Source organism: Pseudomonas sp. NMI760_13, from assembly GCF_021283245.1.
GTDB lineage: Bacteria > Pseudomonadota > Gammaproteobacteria > Pseudomonadales > Pseudomonadaceae > Aquipseudomonas > Aquipseudomonas peradeniyensis.
Map to the genome: position 1 here is coordinate 58470 of NZ_JAJSRC010000002.1, position 14653 is coordinate 73122.

General features: G+C 65.8%; 12 protein-coding genes. 3 read left to right on the forward strand and 9 right to left on the reverse strand.

Annotation, left to right across the window (positions count from 1 at the left end; translation table 11 throughout):
* Positions 1 to 60: 60 nt before the first annotated feature.
* Positions 61 to 1338 (forward strand): 4-aminobutyrate--2-oxoglutarate transaminase, encoded by a 1278-nt coding sequence (gene gabT, locus LU671_RS02130; RefSeq protein WP_203648896.1) that lies wholly within the window; start codon positions 61 to 63, stop codon positions 1336 to 1338.
* Between the two features lie 137 nt (positions 1339 to 1475).
* Positions 1476 to 2801, forward strand: coding sequence for a response regulator (locus LU671_RS02135; protein ID WP_232854812.1), 1326 nt, complete (start codon positions 1476 to 1478; stop codon positions 2799 to 2801).
* A gap of 112 nt (positions 2802 to 2913) precedes the next feature.
* Here the strand turns inward: LU671_RS02135 and LU671_RS02140 are convergent, their stop codons facing one another.
* The 3 genes from LU671_RS02140 to desA all read right to left on the reverse strand — a co-directional run bounded on the left by LU671_RS02140 (position 2914) and on the right by desA (position 5832).
* A complete protein-coding gene (locus tag LU671_RS02140; RefSeq protein WP_232854813.1) occupies positions 2914 to 3366 on the reverse strand; it encodes a type II toxin-antitoxin system PemK/MazF family toxin in 453 nt (150 codons plus the stop codon).
* A 151-nt stretch (positions 3367 to 3517) separates the two neighbouring features.
* Positions 3518 to 4507, reverse strand: coding sequence for a GGDEF domain-containing protein (locus tag LU671_RS02145; RefSeq protein ID WP_232854814.1), 990 nt, complete (start codon positions 4505 to 4507; stop codon positions 3518 to 3520).
* Between the two features lie 140 nt (positions 4508 to 4647).
* A complete protein-coding gene (desA, locus tag LU671_RS02150) occupies positions 4648 to 5832 on the reverse strand; it encodes a delta-9 fatty acid desaturase DesA (RefSeq protein ID WP_050703307.1) in 1185 nt (394 codons plus the stop codon).
* Between the two features lie 151 nt (positions 5833 to 5983).
* On the opposite strand from desA, the gene dibA reads away from it, so the two are divergent.
* A complete protein-coding gene (dibA, locus tag LU671_RS02155; protein ID WP_232854815.1) occupies positions 5984 to 7879 on the forward strand; it encodes a phosphodiesterase DibA in 1896 nt (631 codons plus the stop codon).
* 172 nt (positions 7880 to 8051) lie between these two features.
* On the opposite strand, the gene LU671_RS02160 is transcribed toward dibA, so the two are convergent.
* From LU671_RS02160 to LU671_RS02185, 6 genes are all read right to left on the reverse strand, one after another.
* Complete coding sequence (locus LU671_RS02160; RefSeq protein ID WP_125466000.1) at positions 8052 to 8696, reverse strand: methionine ABC transporter permease; 645 nt, start codon at positions 8694 to 8696, stop codon at positions 8052 to 8054.
* Complete coding sequence (locus LU671_RS02165) at positions 8686 to 9795, reverse strand: methionine ABC transporter ATP-binding protein (protein ID WP_232854816.1); 1110 nt, start codon at positions 9793 to 9795, stop codon at positions 8686 to 8688. The genes LU671_RS02160 and LU671_RS02165 overlap by 11 nt, the downstream gene beginning before the upstream one ends.
* A gap of 1 nt (position 9796) precedes the next feature.
* Complete coding sequence (locus LU671_RS02170; protein ID WP_232854817.1) at positions 9797 to 10597, reverse strand: MetQ/NlpA family ABC transporter substrate-binding protein; 801 nt, start codon at positions 10595 to 10597, stop codon at positions 9797 to 9799.
* A complete protein-coding gene (locus LU671_RS02175; RefSeq protein WP_203648870.1) occupies positions 10590 to 11981 on the reverse strand; it encodes an LLM class flavin-dependent oxidoreductase in 1392 nt (463 codons plus the stop codon). Before LU671_RS02175 ends, LU671_RS02170 begins: the two co-directional genes overlap by 8 nt.
* A complete protein-coding gene (locus LU671_RS02180; protein WP_203648868.1) occupies positions 11981 to 13162 on the reverse strand; it encodes an SfnB family sulfur acquisition oxidoreductase in 1182 nt (393 codons plus the stop codon). The genes LU671_RS02175 and LU671_RS02180 overlap by 1 nt, the downstream gene beginning before the upstream one ends.
* Before the next feature lie 146 nt (positions 13163 to 13308).
* A complete protein-coding gene (locus tag LU671_RS02185) occupies positions 13309 to 14553 on the reverse strand; it encodes an SfnB family sulfur acquisition oxidoreductase (RefSeq protein WP_203648860.1) in 1245 nt (414 codons plus the stop codon).
* Positions 14554 to 14653: the final 100 nt, after the last annotated feature.

The window sequence follows — 14653 nt, forward strand, 5'->3', positions numbered from 1 at the left end:
CGCCTGCATCCAGCCACCCCCGAATAAAAGCGCCGCAGAACCGGCGCAATTGAGGGCACTATGAGCAAGACCAACGAATCCCTGATGCAACGCCGTGTCGCCGCCGTCCCACGTGGCGTCGGCCAGATCCACCCGATCTTCGTCGATACCGCGAAGAACTCGACGGTGATCGACGTCGAAGGCCGCGAACTGATCGACTTCGCCGGCGGCATCGCGGTACTGAACACCGGCCACCTGCACCCGAAAGTGGTAGCCGCCGTGCAAGAGCAGCTGACCAAGGTCAGCCACACCTGCTTCCAGGTGCTGGCCTACGAGCCCTACGTCGAGCTGTGCGAGAAGATCAACAAGCTGGTCCCAGGCAACTTCGACAAGAAGACCCTGCTGGTCACCACCGGCTCCGAAGCCGTTGAAAACGCCGTGAAGATCGCCCGTGCCGCCACCGGCCGTGCCGGCGTGATCGCCTTCACCGGCGGCTACCACGGCCGCACCATGATGACCCTGGGCCTGACCGGCAAGGTTGTGCCGTACTCCGCTGGCATGGGCCTGATGCCAGGCGGCATCTTCCGCGCCCTGTTCCCGAGCGAACTGCACGGTATCAGCGTCGACGACGCCATCGCCTCGGTCGAGCGCATCTTCAAGAACGACGCCGAGCCGCGTGATATCGCCGCGATCATCCTCGAGCCGGTACAAGGCGAAGGCGGCTTCCTGCCAGCGCCGAAAGAGCTGATGCAGCGCCTGCGCGCGCTGTGCGACCAGCACGGCATCCTGCTGATCGCCGACGAAGTGCAGACCGGCGCCGGCCGTACCGGTACCTTCTTCGCCATGGAACAGATGGGCGTCGCGCCTGACCTGACCACTTTCGCCAAGTCGATCGCCGGCGGTTTCCCGCTGGCCGGTGTGTGCGGCAAGGCCGAGTACATGGACGCCATCGCCCCGGGCGGCCTGGGCGGCACCTATGCCGGTTCGCCGATCGCCTGCGCCGCGGCCCTGGCCGTGATCGAAGTGTTCGAGGAAGAGAAACTGCTGGACCGCAGCAAGGCTGTCGGCGAGCGCCTGACCGCCGGCCTGCGTGAAATCCAGAAGAAGCATTCGATCATCGGCGATGTCCGTGGTCTGGGCTCGATGATCGCCGTGGAAGTCTTCGAGAAAGGCACCCACACCCCGAACGCCGCCGCCGTTGCCCAGGTGGTCGCCAAGGCTCGCGACAAGGGCCTGATCCTGCTGTCTTGCGGCACCTACGGCAACGTCCTGCGGATCCTGGTTCCGCTGACCGCCGAAGACGCGCTGCTGGACAAAGGCCTGGCCATCATCGAAGAGTGCTTCGCCGAACTGGCCTGAAAAATGTGACACGCTTCAGAAAAAAACCCGCCTCGGCGGGTTTTTTTTGTGCCGTTGGCCGGCATCAGGCGCTAAGGTTGTACGAGGATTCCGTGGAAGCTGCGATGGATCGCGCGTCATAGCCTGGAGAATAGCCCATGAGCGCTGTCGACCCCGTCCCCCCCTGCGTGCTGATTGCCGAAGGCGATCCCTGGGTGCGCGACATGCTCAGCGAAATGCTGCTCAGCGTGCGCTGCGACGCCCGCCTGCAGGTCTGTGCCGATGGCTCCGAGGCGCTGAGCGCGCTGGCGGCCAAACCCGACCTGATTATCGCCGCCCGTGAACTCTCAGGGTTCGACGGCCTCGATCTGCTGCGCAAGGTGCGCGCCAAGGGCGACAAGCCCGGCTTGCCGTTCATCCTGATGAGTGACCGCACCGATAGCGCCAGTGTGCGCGAGGCGCTGCCGTTGCACCCGACCGCCTACCTGAGCAAGCCACTCGACCTGGATAACCTGCGCAAGCGCCTGGAAAACCTGCTGCTGGCGGTGGGTGAGCAGATCGCCTGCCCGGTACCGCCGTTGCAGCCGGGCGCGCAACTGCCGGCCTACCTGGAACAGCGCCGGGCCAGCGCCGATGGCGGCCCGCTGTTCGCCGATGTGCAGGTGGCGGTCAAGCGTGCCCTCAACCCTCACGGCCTCAACCTCAAGGTGCTTGAGGAAGAGGTGCGCAACGACCCGCAGATCACCGGCGTGCTCATCGCCGCCGCCAACAGTGCCGCCCTGCACCGCGAAGCGCCGGTACAGACCCTGCTGCAGGCACTGAACAAGCTTGGCAGCACCCAGAGCATGAACCTCATCCTCGGCCTGACGCTCAAGCGCAGCGCCCGTTTGACCGACCCGCTGCTGGCGCGGCACGCCACCCATTACTGGAACCTGTCGCTGCACACCGCCGAGTACGGCCGCACCCTGGCGCGCATGCTCGAGGTGGACGAAGCACGCTGTTACTGTGCGGGGCTGCTGCACTGCCTGGGTGACCTGGCGGTGCTGCGCACCTTGCAGGAGTGGCGCCTGGCCGGTGGCGAGCTGGACGAGGACCAGGTGGAGCTGTCGCTCAACGAATTCGGCGCGCCGTTCGGCTCGGCGCTGCGCACCCGCTGGCGCCTGCCGCTGGACCTGCGCGAGCTGATCGCCGCGGTGTACCAGCTGGGCGGCGGCGTCTACTCCCGGGAGATCCTGGCGATGAACCTGGCCGGGCAGCTGTCGCGGCTCAAGCCCAGCGAAGGGCTGGAGAAGGTCGCCAGCAGCAAGACGGCGCGCTTGCTCAAGCTTGGGTTGCCGGAGCTGTCGCGGCTGCGCAAGGTGGACCCTGAGGCGCTGGCGCGGGAGGAGGCCGAGCGTCAGGAAGCACAGGCTGCCGAAAGCGAATTGGAGGTCGTGCCAATGGCGAGCGCAGCTGAAGGCGCTGGAGAGGAAAAACAGATTTGAGAGGGCAAAAAACCCAGCATGGGCTGGGTTTTTGCAGGTCCCTCAAGGGGGATAAGACGCAGAGTGCCTCTAAGGGCTACGCGTCTCACGATAGGTAAAACGGTGGAATCTGTCAATTTTTGAGCAGACTTCCAGCGTTTATGACTTTCACCATGGCGCGCTGAATCCGCTCGATTAACTCACGGTCCAGAACCTGATCCAGGTACCCTCGGTTCAGGGCGCGCGGTTTGAACAGGCGCTCACGACTTACCTGTGCGACCAGATCCGCTTTGGCCCAGCGCTCTTGCTGCTTGAAGTATGGAAGGTCTTGAATCAGGTCGGCAGGAAGGTGGACATGCCAACCTCGACCAGCCTTGTGCATATCTTTCGTGGTGGACAGTGGCACGACAATGCAGGCGTTCGAATTGATCTTGCTGTTGATCACCACGACAAGGCGGTGCTTGACCATCTCCGGTCGCAATCGGAAGTCAAAGCGGCTTGAGCAGGTACCGCCCTGCTCGAGACGATAATCACCGAAGTTGCATTCCAGCAACTGCCCGATCCTAGGCTCGAATCTGATTGCCATACACCACCCTGGTACAGTTCCAGGGGTTCAGGATGACATCCTCAGATTCTAGAAACGTGGCCGCACAGGCAAAAGAGAAAGTTCGTACCTGGGTCCTGCGCGGTAGAAGAGAGCCTCTGTCAGGCTATTCACCGTTCGGCAGGTAAGAGGATCATCCGCGGACAATCTGGTTTTTGCCCTGACGCTTGGCTCTGTACATCGCCGCATCGGCCCGGGCGAACAGGCTGTCGAGGGTGTCGTCTTCGTCGGTCAGCCCGGTCAGCCCCTGGCTAACCGTCACACCGTAGGTCTGCTGCCCATGGCTGAAGCTCAACCGCTGGATTTCCCGCTGCAGACGCTCGGCAATCTGCTCGGCCACCTGCGCGGTGCAGCCGGGGAACACGGCGGCAAACTCCTCGCCACCGATTCGCCCGAACTGATCGCCACGGCGCAGGACGGCCTTGCCGCTGTCGGCGATGCGCTGTAGCACCTGATCGCCTTCCTGGTGGCCGTAGGTGTCGTTGATGTGCTTGAAATCGTCGATGTCCAGCAGCAGGAAGGCCATTGGCGTGCCGTCCTCGCGGGCGCTGTCGAAGGCCTGCTGGGCGCATTCGAAGAAGTGCCGGCGGTTGCTGCTCTGAGTGAGCACGTCGGTGGTGGCCAGCCGTTGCAACTCGCCTTCGAGCTGTTTCTTTTCGGTGATGTCCTCGGCGATGCCGACGATGATCACCCGCTGGTCGCCCTCGCGCTGCTGGTTGATGTAGCACTTGTCGCTGAGCCAGCGCACCTCGCCGGCGGCATTGAGGATGCGGTACTCACGGTCCTCGACGGTGCCCTTGACCAGCACCTGGGCCAGGCTGCGCTCTGCGTACTCCAGGTCGTCCGGGTAGATGGCGTCGCGCCATTCGTTGTAGTCGGCCAGTACCAGGCTGGCCGGGCGGCCGAAGATGCGCTCGTAGGCGGGGCTGACGTAGAGCACCTGGCGGGTTTCCCAGTCGAAGGCCCAGAGCACGGCGTTGACGCTGTCGAGCAGCGAGCTGTACAGCTGCTCGCGTTCGCTCAGGCGAGCCACTTCGCCTTGGGCGTGGAGCAGGGCCAGCAGGGTCTGGGCGGCTTCTGGGCGGGGAGTGCTGGCAGGTGTGGGTGGGAGGTCTTTGGCCATGAGCACGGAACATTTCTCGACGATGGGCGTGCGGCCACGGTCCGGCCCGCCACGCGGGCGATATGCCGGGTTTGAGTCGGTTTTCGGGGGGGAAGTTCCGGCCGGCACGCCCCATTGCGGGGCATGCCGATCAACGGTGTTCAGGCGCCGTTGGGGCGCAGCGAGTAAGTCTTGAGCTGGGCGGCGAAGTCACGCAGCGAGTGGATGCCACTGGCCTCAGCCTCGTGCACCCAATCCTTCATCGCGGCGAGCATGTCATGGCCGTTGGCGCTGGTGCGCGCCCAGATCTGCTGCAGTGCCAGACGCTTTTCGTAGATGGTCTTGAGTGCCTGGCTGTGGGCCAGCATCGACTCGATGCGCACGTGGTGGCGGTCCTGCAGCAGGCTGGTCTCCCGCGAGAGCAGGCGCTTGGCACGGCGGAAACGGTGGCGCACCGAGGCGTCGACCTTGTCCAGTTCCTGCTTGACCAGCGGGCCGATCACCAGCTTGCGGTACTGGGCCATGATCTGGAAGCGGTTGTTGAGGATGGCCATGGCGGTGTCCATGTCCAGCGACGCCTTGCCTTCCACGCGATGGGCGATGGGCGCGACGCGCTGCACCTTGGCCAGGCGCAGCAGGCTCAGCAGGCGGATCCACATCCAGCCCATGTCGAACTCCCAGCGCCGCACCGAGAGCTTCGCCGAGTTGGGGTAGGTGTGGTGGTTGTTGTGCAGTTCCTCGCCGCCAATGATGATGCCCCACGGCACCAGGTTGGTGGCGGCGTCGCGGCATTCGAAGTTGCGGTAGCCCACGGCATGGCCCAGGCCGTTGACCACGCCAGCGGCCCAGAACGGGATCCACATCATCTGGATCGCCCAGATGGTGATGCCGATGGTGCCGAACAGCAGCAGGTCGATCACCGCCATCAGGGCGATGCCGCCGAGCTTGTAGCGGGTGTAGAGGTTGCGCTCGATCCAGTCGTCCGGGCAGTTCTTGCCGTAGATACGCAGTGTTTCCTCGTTGCGCGCCTCTTCACGGTACAGCTCGGCGCCCTTGCGCAGCACGGTGCCCAGGCCCTTGTGCACCGGGCTGTGCGGATCGTCCGGGGTTTCGCACTTGGCGTGGTGCTTGCGGTGGATGGCGGTCCACTCGCGGGTGTTCTGCGCGGTGGTGAGCCACAGCCAGAAACGGAAGAAATGCTTGAGCCCCGCGTTCAGCTCCAGGGCGCGGTGCGCCGAGTAGCGGTGCAGGTAGATGGTGACGCTGACGATGGTCAGGTGGGTCATCAGCAGGGTGACGGCGACCAGTTGCCAGGCCGACAAGTCGAGTAGACCGTAGTACCACATAACGGGAAAGACCCTCGAAAACTCAGGGGGAACAGCACTCGCATTATCCCCGGGTGGGTAAATAAAACCAGTCGCTCTTTTAGATAGGAGGTCACAGGGTGTTTCAGCCCTTATAATGCCCCTTCCTTTTTCATGGGCTCATCCACCCGACATGTCTGTTTCCGTTCGCGACGCCTTGCGCATGGCCGGGCTCTACGTGGTGTTCTCGATCCTCTGGCTGGCAGCGTCCGAGGGGGTTCTGCACAGCATGACCGAGGACCCGCTGGCACTGACCGTGGGGCGTCAGATCAACGTCGTGGTGTGGGTGCTGCTCAGCGCCCTGCTGATCTTCGTCTCGCGCGCCCGGCTGCTGAACTTCATCGGCATCGGCGCGCGCCTGCGCAGTGAAGACCGCGAGCGCCTGCGCATGGCCGCGGCGGTGTTCGACAGCACCCTGGAGGGTGTGCTGGTGACCGACCGCAATGGCCTGATCGTGCATGTCAATCGCGCATTCATGCGCATCACCGGCTATCAGCTGGAAGAGGTCATCGGCCAACGCCCGAGCAAGTTCAAGTCCGGCCGCCATGGCGCGCCGTTCTACCAGCAGATCTATGCCGCCCTGGCCGAGAAGGGCGAGTGGAGCGGAGAAATCTGGAACCGCCGCAAGAGTGGCGAGATCTACCCGCAGTGGCAGACGATCTGCGCCATTCGCGATGACAGTGGCGCGCTCAGCCATTACGTCGCGGTCTTCAGCGACATCAGCGCGATCAAGCACACCGAGGAAGAGCTGGCCTATCTCGTCCATCACGACCCGCTGACCGGCCTGCCCAACCGCCTGCTGTTCAACGACCGCGCCATGCAGGCGATGGCCGCGGCCCAGGCCAACAAGCGCGGCTGCGCCCTGCTGCTTCTGGACCTCGACCATTTCCAGAGCATCAATGACGGCCTCGGCCACACCATCGGCGACCAACTGCTCAAGCTGGTCGGCGAGCGTCTGCGCGAGGTGCTGGGCAGTGGCGTGACCCTGGCCCGGCTGGGCGGCGACGAGTTCGGCGTGCTGGCCGAGAACTGCCAGCAGGTCGGCCAGGCCGGCAAGCTGGCGCAATCGATCATCGAGCGTTTGAAGGAACCGTTCTGCTTCGAAGGCAACCGCCTGTTCATCAGTGTCAGCATCGGCATCAGCCTGTTCCCCAGCGATGCACTGAGCGCCGAGCAGTTGCTGCGCAACGCCGACTCGGCGCTGTTCAAGGCCAAGAGCAACGGCCGCGCCTGTTACGCGCTGTACACCGAGGAGCTCACCGCCCATGCCCAGCAGCGGGTCGAGACCGCCGGCGAGTTGCGCCGTGCCCTGGAGCAGCAGGAGTTGCGGGTGTTCTTCCAGCCGGTACACGACCTGTTCACCGCTCGGATGATCGGCGTCGAGGCGCTGGTGCGTTGGCAGCATCCCCAGCGGGGCCTGGTCCCGCCCGGGGAATTCATCCCCATCGCCGAGCGCACTGGGCTGATCGCCGAGATCGACGCCTGGGTCCTGCACCAGGCCTGCCGGCAGATGGTGCAATGGCAGACCGAGGGGCGACAGCTGGCGTTCGTCGCGGTGAACATCTCCAGCCGCCTGTTCAGCCAGCGTGACCTGTACCGGCAGGTGGCCGATGCATTGCACGACACCGGGCTGGATCCTGCGCTGCTCGAACTCGAAGTGACCGAGAGCGCGGTGATGGAAGACCCTGAAGTCGCTCTGGAGCAGTTGCACCGCCTGCGCGAACTGGGCGTGACATTGGCCATCGATGACTTCGGCACGGGCTATTCGTCATTGCTGCGGCTTAAGCGGATGCCCGTGCAGAAGCTCAAGATCGACCAGGGCTTCGTCGCGGGCCTGCCCCATGACGAGGACGATATCGCCATCGTGCGGGTAATCATCGCCCTGGCCCGGAGCATGGGCATGCAGGTGCACGCCGAAGGGGTCGAGCAGGCGGAGCAGGCGCGGTTCCTGCTGGAACAGCAATGCCAGCTGGGGCAGGGCTACTGGTTCGGGCGGCCGGTGCCGGCGGCGGAGCTGCACTGGGGCTAAGCCTTGTGCATACCGTTGTAGGAGCGGCCTTGCCGAGGCGTCGGACCGGCCGGAAAGGGCTGCGAGGCGGCCCCAGGATTTCAGCGTTGATACAAAAATTGCCGGGGCCGCTTTGCGGCCCTTTCCGGCCGGTCCGACGCCTCGGCAAGGCCGCTCCTACACCCGAAATACATCAACGCTTGTTCAAACCTTTGGCCAGACGGTCCCCGCCCAGCTGGATCACCGCCACCAATGCCACCAGCATCACGATCACGGTCAGCATGATCTGGCTGTCGAAGCGCTGGTATCCATACCGGTAGGCGATATCCCCCAAGCCACCGGCGCCGATCGCGCCGGCCATGGCCGACGAGTTGATCAGTGTCACCAGGGTGATGGTGAAGCCGCCGACGATACCCGGCAGGGCCTCGGGCAACAACACGTGCCAGACGATGTGCCAGCGCCGGCAGCCCATGGCCTGGGCGGCTTCGATCAAACCATGGTCGACCTCGCGCAGGCTGACCTCGGCGATCCGCGCGAAGAACGGCGTGGCGGCGATGGTCAGCGGCACCACGGCCGCCCACACGCCATAGGTGGTGCCGACCACCAGGCGGGTGAAGGGGATCAGCGCGACCATCAGGATCAGGAACGGGATCGAGCGGAACAGGTTGACGATGGCGCCCAGCACCCGGTTCAGTGCCGGGGCCTCGAAGATCCCGCCCTTGTCGCTGGTGACCAGCAGCACCGCCATCGGCACCCCGACGAGCAGTGCGACCAGCGAGGACACGCCGACCATCAGCAGGGTGTCGAGCAGGCCTTGCAGCAGGCGATCAATCCACATGGCCGAGTACCTCCACATCCGCGGCCCAGCGACGGGCGCGTTCGAGCAATTGGTGGGTGTCCAGCGGCGAGCCGCGCACGGACAGGATGAACTGCCCCAGGGCATGCTCGCCGATGGTCTCGACGCCGCCCTGGAGCAGCCGCACGCGCCCGCCCAGGTCGTTGAACAGGGCGCTCAGCTCCGGTTCGCCGACCAGGGTGAGCTTAAGCACCACGGCCGCGTCGCGGCTGACCGGCTGGGCGCGCAGGCTGGCCTGCAAGGCTGCCGGCAGCTTGGTCTGCAGCGGTGCGAGCAGGGTGCGGGTGACGTCGTGGCGCGGCGTACCGAATACCTGCCAGACCTCGCCCTGCTCGACGATCTCGCCACGTTCGAGCACCACCACGCGCTGGCAGATGTCGCGGATCACCGCCATCTCGTGGGTGATCAGCACCACGGTCAGGCCCAGGCGCCGGTTGATGTCGCGCAGCAGTTCGAGGATCGAGGCGGTGGTTTCCGGGTCCAGCGCCGAGGTGGCCTCGTCGCACAGCAGGATCTCGGGGTCATGTACCAGGGCCCGGGCGATGCCGACGCGCTGCTTCTGCCCACCTGACAGCTGCGCCGGGTAGACGTGATGTTTTTCCGCCAGGCCGACCAGCTCCAGCAGCTCGCGCACCTTGCGCTGGCGCTTGGCCTTGGCCACGCCGGCCACCTTCAGCGGGAGCTCGACGTTCTGCCACACGGTCTTGGCCGACATCAGGTTGAAGTGCTGGAAGATCATGCCGATGCGCCGGCGCAAGGCCACCAGGCGGTCCTCGTCGAACGGCGCGATATCCACCTGGTCGATCAGCACCCGGCCCTGGCTGGGTTGCTCCAGGCGGTTGATGGTGCGCAGCAGCGAGGACTTGCCGGCGCCGCTGCGGCCGATGATGCCGAAGATCTCGCCCCGGCGGATGTTCAGGTCGATGCCTTGCAGTGCCGGCTGGCCCTGGCCCGGATAAGTCTTTCCCAGGCCGAGGAAACGTATGTGCGCCTGGTTCACCTCCGGGCGCAGGGCCGTTTCCTCGGCCTTGAGCGGTTCGGCGGGCGGGATGGGCGCCCTGAGGGCGCTGGCCTGGGCCATGTCAGCCTTCCCACCCGGCCTGGTAGAGCTTGCCATGGGCCTTGTCCAGGGCGGCGCGCACGACCGGCGAGTGTTGGTAGATATCGACGAACTTGGCCAGGCGCGGGTCGTTCTTCTCCTGCGGGCGGATGACGAACTGGATCACGTATTCCTTGTTCTCCAGGCCGTCGAACAGCAGCGCCGAGGTGGCGTCGAAGCTGTTGGCCAGGCGGATGTAGGCCGGGTAGCCCTGGACCAGGTCGGCGTCATCGTAGGCGCGTACCAGCTGCACGGCTTCGACCTGGAGAATCCGGATCTGCTTCGGGTTGGCGACGATGTCGTCCTCGGTGGCTTTGTAGCCCACGCCCGGCTTGAGGGTGATCAGCCCGGCCTTGGCCAGCAACTGCAGGCCACGGCCACTGTTGATCGGGTCGTTGGCAATGGCCACGCTGGCGCCCTCGGGCAGTTCCTGGAGACTCTTGTATTTTTTCGAGTACAGGCCGACGTTGTTGATGATCCCCGGCGCGTACGGGACCAGGTCGAAGCCGGCGGCGGCCTTGGCGTTTTCCAGGAACGGGATGTGCTGGAAGTAGTTCACGTCGATATCGCCGCTGTTGAGGCTGACGTTGGGCGCGATCCAGTCGCTGAACTCGATCAGTTTCACTTCCAGGCCTTGTTTATGGGCCTCCTCCACCGCCGCCTCCAGGGGGATGGCAAAGGCGGCGGTGGTGCCGATCTTCAGCGGCTCGGCGGCAAAGGCGGCGGCGGACAGGCCGAGGCCCAGGGCAATGGCCGCGACGGGCCGGAACAGTTTCTCAAGCATGGTGCAGGGCTCCAGTCGGGGCAGGGTCGGGGGTGTTGCGGTAGCGGGCGCCGGGGTGTCCGCCGGGCAGGCGCGGCTCGCCGCTGGCGAACAGCTTCTCGCGCAGGGTGCCCTCGGCGTAGGCGGTCTTGTAGCGCCCGCGGCGTTGCAGGGCGGGGACCACCAGCTCGATGAAGTCCTCGTAGCTTTCCGGGGTGACGGTGCGGGTCAGGTTGAAACCGTCCAGGCCGGTTTCGTCGATCCAGGCGATCAGTTGCTCGGCCACCTGCTCGGCGTCGCCTACCAGGGTCACGTAGCGACCGCCCAGGGCGTGCTGTTCGAGCAGGCGGCGGCGGGTCCATGCGCTTTCCTGCAACTGGCGGGTGGCGGACTGGATGGCGTTGCCCTTGGCGAAACCGATGGGCTCGTCCAGTTCGTAGCGCGAGAAGTCGATACCGGTGGAGCTGGCGAAGTGCGCGACCCCGGCCTCGGCGCTGGCGTAATGCAGGTACTCGGCGTGCTTGGCCTGTGCCTGGGCCTCGGTCGAGGCGACGATCACGGTGATGCCCATGAACACCTTGACCGCCTGTGGGTCGCGCCCGGCCGCCTTGGCCGCGGCGCGCACCTTGTCGACCTGGGCGCGGGTGGCGACCTTGTTCTGGCCGCTGATGAACACGCACTCGGCATGGTTGCCGGCGAAGGCCAGCCCGCGTGGCGAACTGCCGGCCTGGAACAGCACGGGCGTGCGCTGCGGCGAAGGCTCGCACAGGTGGTAGCCCTCGACCTTGTAGAACTCGCCGTGGTGCTCGACCTTGCGCACCCTGTCGGGGCGGGCATAGACCCGCTGCTCGCGGTCGGCGACCACGGCATCGTCGGCCCAGCTGCCTTCGAGCAGCTTGTACAGCACCTGCAGGTACTCGTCGGCCTGGTCGTAGCGGCGGTCGTGCTCGGGTTGCTGCTCCAGGCCCATGGCCCGGGCGGCGCTGTCGAGGTAGCCGGTGACGATGTTCCAGCCGACCCGGCCATTGCTCAGGTGGTCGAGGGTGGAAAGGCGCCGGGCGAACAGGTAGGGCGCCTCGTAGGTCAGGTTGGCGGTAAGGCCGAAGCCCAGGTGCTTCGTCACCGCCGCCATGGCCGAAACCAGCAGCAGCGGATCGTTGACTGGCAGCTGGATCGACTCCTTTAGCGTCACGTCCAGCGACTGGCCATAGACGTCGTAGGTGCCGACGATATCGGCGATGAACAGCCCGTCAAACAGCCCCCGCTCCAGCAGGCGAGCCAGGTCGGTCCAGTAGTCGAGGGTCTTGTAGCGCGTGGAGGTGTCCCGTGGGTGGGTCCACAAACCGTGGTTGATGTGCCCGATGCAGTTCATGTTGAAGGCATTGAGCAGGATCTCCTTGGCCATCAGATGGTCCCCCGGCGCGGCGGCTTCTCGTCGTTGAGGTAGTAGTTGCCGATGGCGTGGTACTTCCAGCGCACCGGGTCGTGCAGGGTGTGCACCCGGGCGTTGCGCCAGTGGCGGTCGAGGTTGTGCTCGGCCAGGGTGGCCTGGCTGCCGGCCAGTTCGAACAGCGTGGTACCGGCGGCCAGGGAGATCTCGGTGCTGATCGCCCGGGCCTCGGCCACGGCGATGGAAGCGGCGGCCAGGGTCTGGGCGTTGCTGTCGGCCTGGGCGATGTCGAGGATTTCCCCGGCGCGCTCGAGCAGCGCCTCGGTGGCGTGCAGGCGGATCGCCAGGTGGCCGAAGCTCTTCAGGGTCAGCGGGTCGTCGCTGGCCTTGTCGAGGCCGGAGTCGATCCAGGGGCGGCTGCGGGTGCGCACGAAGTGCAGGGCGTCCTCGTAGGCGGCGCGGGCGATACCGGTGTCGATGGCGGCATGGAGGATCTGCGCCAGCGGGCCGACCGTGGTCGGGCGTTCGAAGGCGCTCTGGAACGGCACCACGTCCTCGGCGCGGACCGCCACGTGGTTGAACACCACCGAGCCGCTGCCGGTGGTGCGTTGGCCGAAGCCGCTCCAGTCGTCGATCACCTCGATGCCTTGGCTGTCGGCGGGCACGAAGGCCAGGTGCGACACATCCTGCTCGTCGATCACCAGGGTCGGGATGCGCTGGGCGTAGATCGCGCCGGTGCAATAGAACTTGCGGCCGTCGATGCGATAGTGGTCGCCGTCGCGGCTCAGGCGGGTGGTGCGCTCGTGGGCGTTCTTGGTGCCTAGCTCGGCCAGGGCGTTGCCGAAGCGGCGGCCAGCGAGGACTTCGGCGTAGAGGCGTTTCTGCTGTTCGGGGCTGCCGTTCACCCGCAGCACTTCCAGGGCGTAGAAGTGGTTCTGCGGGATCTGCCCGAGCGAGGCGTCGGCCTGGGCGATGCGGGCGATGACCTTGGCCAGGGTGACGTTGGACACCCCGGCGCCGCCAAAGGCCTTGGGCACGCTGATGCCCCACAGGCCAGATTGCACGAAGCGTTCGAGTTCGGCATGGGGCAGGCGGCGCTCGCGGTCGCGCAGGGCGCTGTCCTGGCGCAGGTGTTGGGCGAGTTCGTCGGCGACGGCCAGGGCCTGGGCGTCGGTGGTGATGATGGATGCAGTCATTTTGCTCTCCGGAGCCTGGGGACGTCGTGCGCCTCTTCACGGGTAAACCCGCTCCCACAGGTACAGCGCTGTTATCGGAATCAGTGCGATCCCTGTGGGAGCGGGTTTACCCGCGAAGGGCTGCGCAGCAGCCCCAAGGCTCGAAATCAGATCCAGGAATGGCGGGCAGGCAGGGTGCCGTTGAGGTGGTAGGCGCCGACGGCGTGGTACTTCCAGCGCACCGGGTCGTGCAGGGTGTGGACCCGGGCGTTGCGCCAGTGCCGGTCGAGGTTGAACTCGGCCAGGCTGGCGCGGCTGCCGGCCAGCTCGAACAGCTTCTCGCTGGCCTGCAGCGAGATCTCGGTGGTGAGCACCTTGGCTTCGGCCACGGCAATCGAGGCACGGGCCGCGGCGGCGGCATCGATCACGCCGGCGTTCACCTCGTCGAGCACCTTGGCAGCCTTGCGCAGCAGGGCCTCGGCGGCATGCAGTTCGAGCTTCAGGCGACCGATGTCGGCGATCACATAGGGGTCGTCGCTGTTGCGTTCGACCTTGGCCTCGATCCACGGCCGGGACTTCTCCCGAACGAACTGGATTGTGTCCTCGATCGCCGCTTCGGCGATGCCGGCGTCGATCGCCGCCTGGATCAACTGCGAGGCGGCGCCCTGGATGCTGGGTTCCTCACGCAGGCGCCAGTTGTCCACCACCAGGTCGGCGTCCACCGGCACCTGGTCGAGCAGCACGGTGCCGCTGGCGGTGGTGCGCTGGCCGAAGCCGGACCAGTCGTCGACGATGCGCAGCCCAGGGCTGCCGCGACGGACGAACGCCAGGCGCTGGCGACCATCGTCGTCCAGCGCCTTGACCGCCACCCAGTGGGCGTACAAGGCACCGGTGGAATAGAACTTCTCGCCGCTGATGCGATAGCCATCGCCATCACGGGTAAGGCGCGCCTTGAGCGTCAGGGTGTCCTTGGTCCCGCGCTCGGGGCCGGCATTGCCGATGCGCCAGCCGTCGAGCACCGAGCGGAAGATCAGTTCCTGCTGGGCCTGGGTGGCGGTCAGGCGGACCAGTTGCAGGATGCCGAACTGGTTCTGCGGAATCTGCCCCAGCGCCGGGTCGGCGGCACTGATCAGGCGGAACACTTCGGCGATGGTGGCGAAGGACACCTCGGGGCCGCCGAAGGCCTTGGGCACGCTGATGCTGCCCAGGCCGCTGCGGGTGAACTGTTCGATCTCGGCCCAGGGCAGCTTGCGCTGCTGGTCACGTTTGGCGGCCTGCTGGCGGGCCACCTCGGCCAGTTCGCGGGCGGCCTGCAGGGCCTCTTCGTCGTTGCGCAACACCGTGGCCGGCAGCAGCAGCGGCGAGCTGTCGAGATCGCTGTGGAATCGGGTAGTAGTTGGTTGGCTGGACATCAGTACCGCTCCTTGGCTGCACTCAATGCCCTGGCGTTATGCACTGGGGTGATTGTGATCCTGACCATTCCTAACCTCACAAAGTTGAAAGCGTCGCCTC

What these genes read in the sequence shown, in the direction of transcription:
- desA (WP_050703307.1), bottom strand. Translation starts at nt 5,832, where the DNA reads ATGTGGTACTACGGTCTACTCGACTTGTCGGCCTGGCAACTGGTCGCC.
- LU671_RS02135 (WP_232854812.1), top strand. Translation starts at nt 1,476, where the DNA reads ATGAGCGCTGTCGACCCCGTCCCCCCCTGCGTGCTGATTGCCGAAGGC.
- LU671_RS02145 (WP_232854814.1), bottom strand. Translation starts at nt 4,507, where the DNA reads ATGGCCAAAGACCTCCCACCCACACCTGCCAGCACTCCCCGCCCAGAA.
- gabT (WP_203648896.1), top strand. Translation starts at nt 61, where the DNA reads ATGAGCAAGACCAACGAATCCCTGATGCAACGCCGTGTCGCCGCCGTC.
- LU671_RS02180 (WP_203648868.1), bottom strand. Translation starts at nt 13,162, where the DNA reads ATGACTGCATCCATCATCACCACCGACGCCCAGGCCCTGGCCGTCGCC.
- LU671_RS02140 (WP_232854813.1), bottom strand. Translation starts at nt 3,366, where the DNA reads ATGGCAATCAGATTCGAGCCTAGGATCGGGCAGTTGCTGGAATGCAAC.
- dibA (WP_232854815.1), top strand. Translation starts at nt 5,984, where the DNA reads ATGTCTGTTTCCGTTCGCGACGCCTTGCGCATGGCCGGGCTCTACGTG.
- LU671_RS02160 (WP_125466000.1), bottom strand. Translation starts at nt 8,696, where the DNA reads ATGTGGATTGATCGCCTGCTGCAAGGCCTGCTCGACACCCTGCTGATG.
- LU671_RS02170 (WP_232854817.1), bottom strand. Translation starts at nt 10,597, where the DNA reads ATGCTTGAGAAACTGTTCCGGCCCGTCGCGGCCATTGCCCTGGGCCTC.
- LU671_RS02165 (WP_232854816.1), bottom strand. Translation starts at nt 9,795, where the DNA reads ATGGCCCAGGCCAGCGCCCTCAGGGCGCCCATCCCGCCCGCCGAACCG.
- LU671_RS02175 (WP_203648870.1), bottom strand. Translation starts at nt 11,981, where the DNA reads ATGGCCAAGGAGATCCTGCTCAATGCCTTCAACATGAACTGCATCGGG.
- LU671_RS02185 (WP_203648860.1), bottom strand. Translation starts at nt 14,553, where the DNA reads ATGTCCAGCCAACCAACTACTACCCGATTCCACAGCGATCTCGACAGC.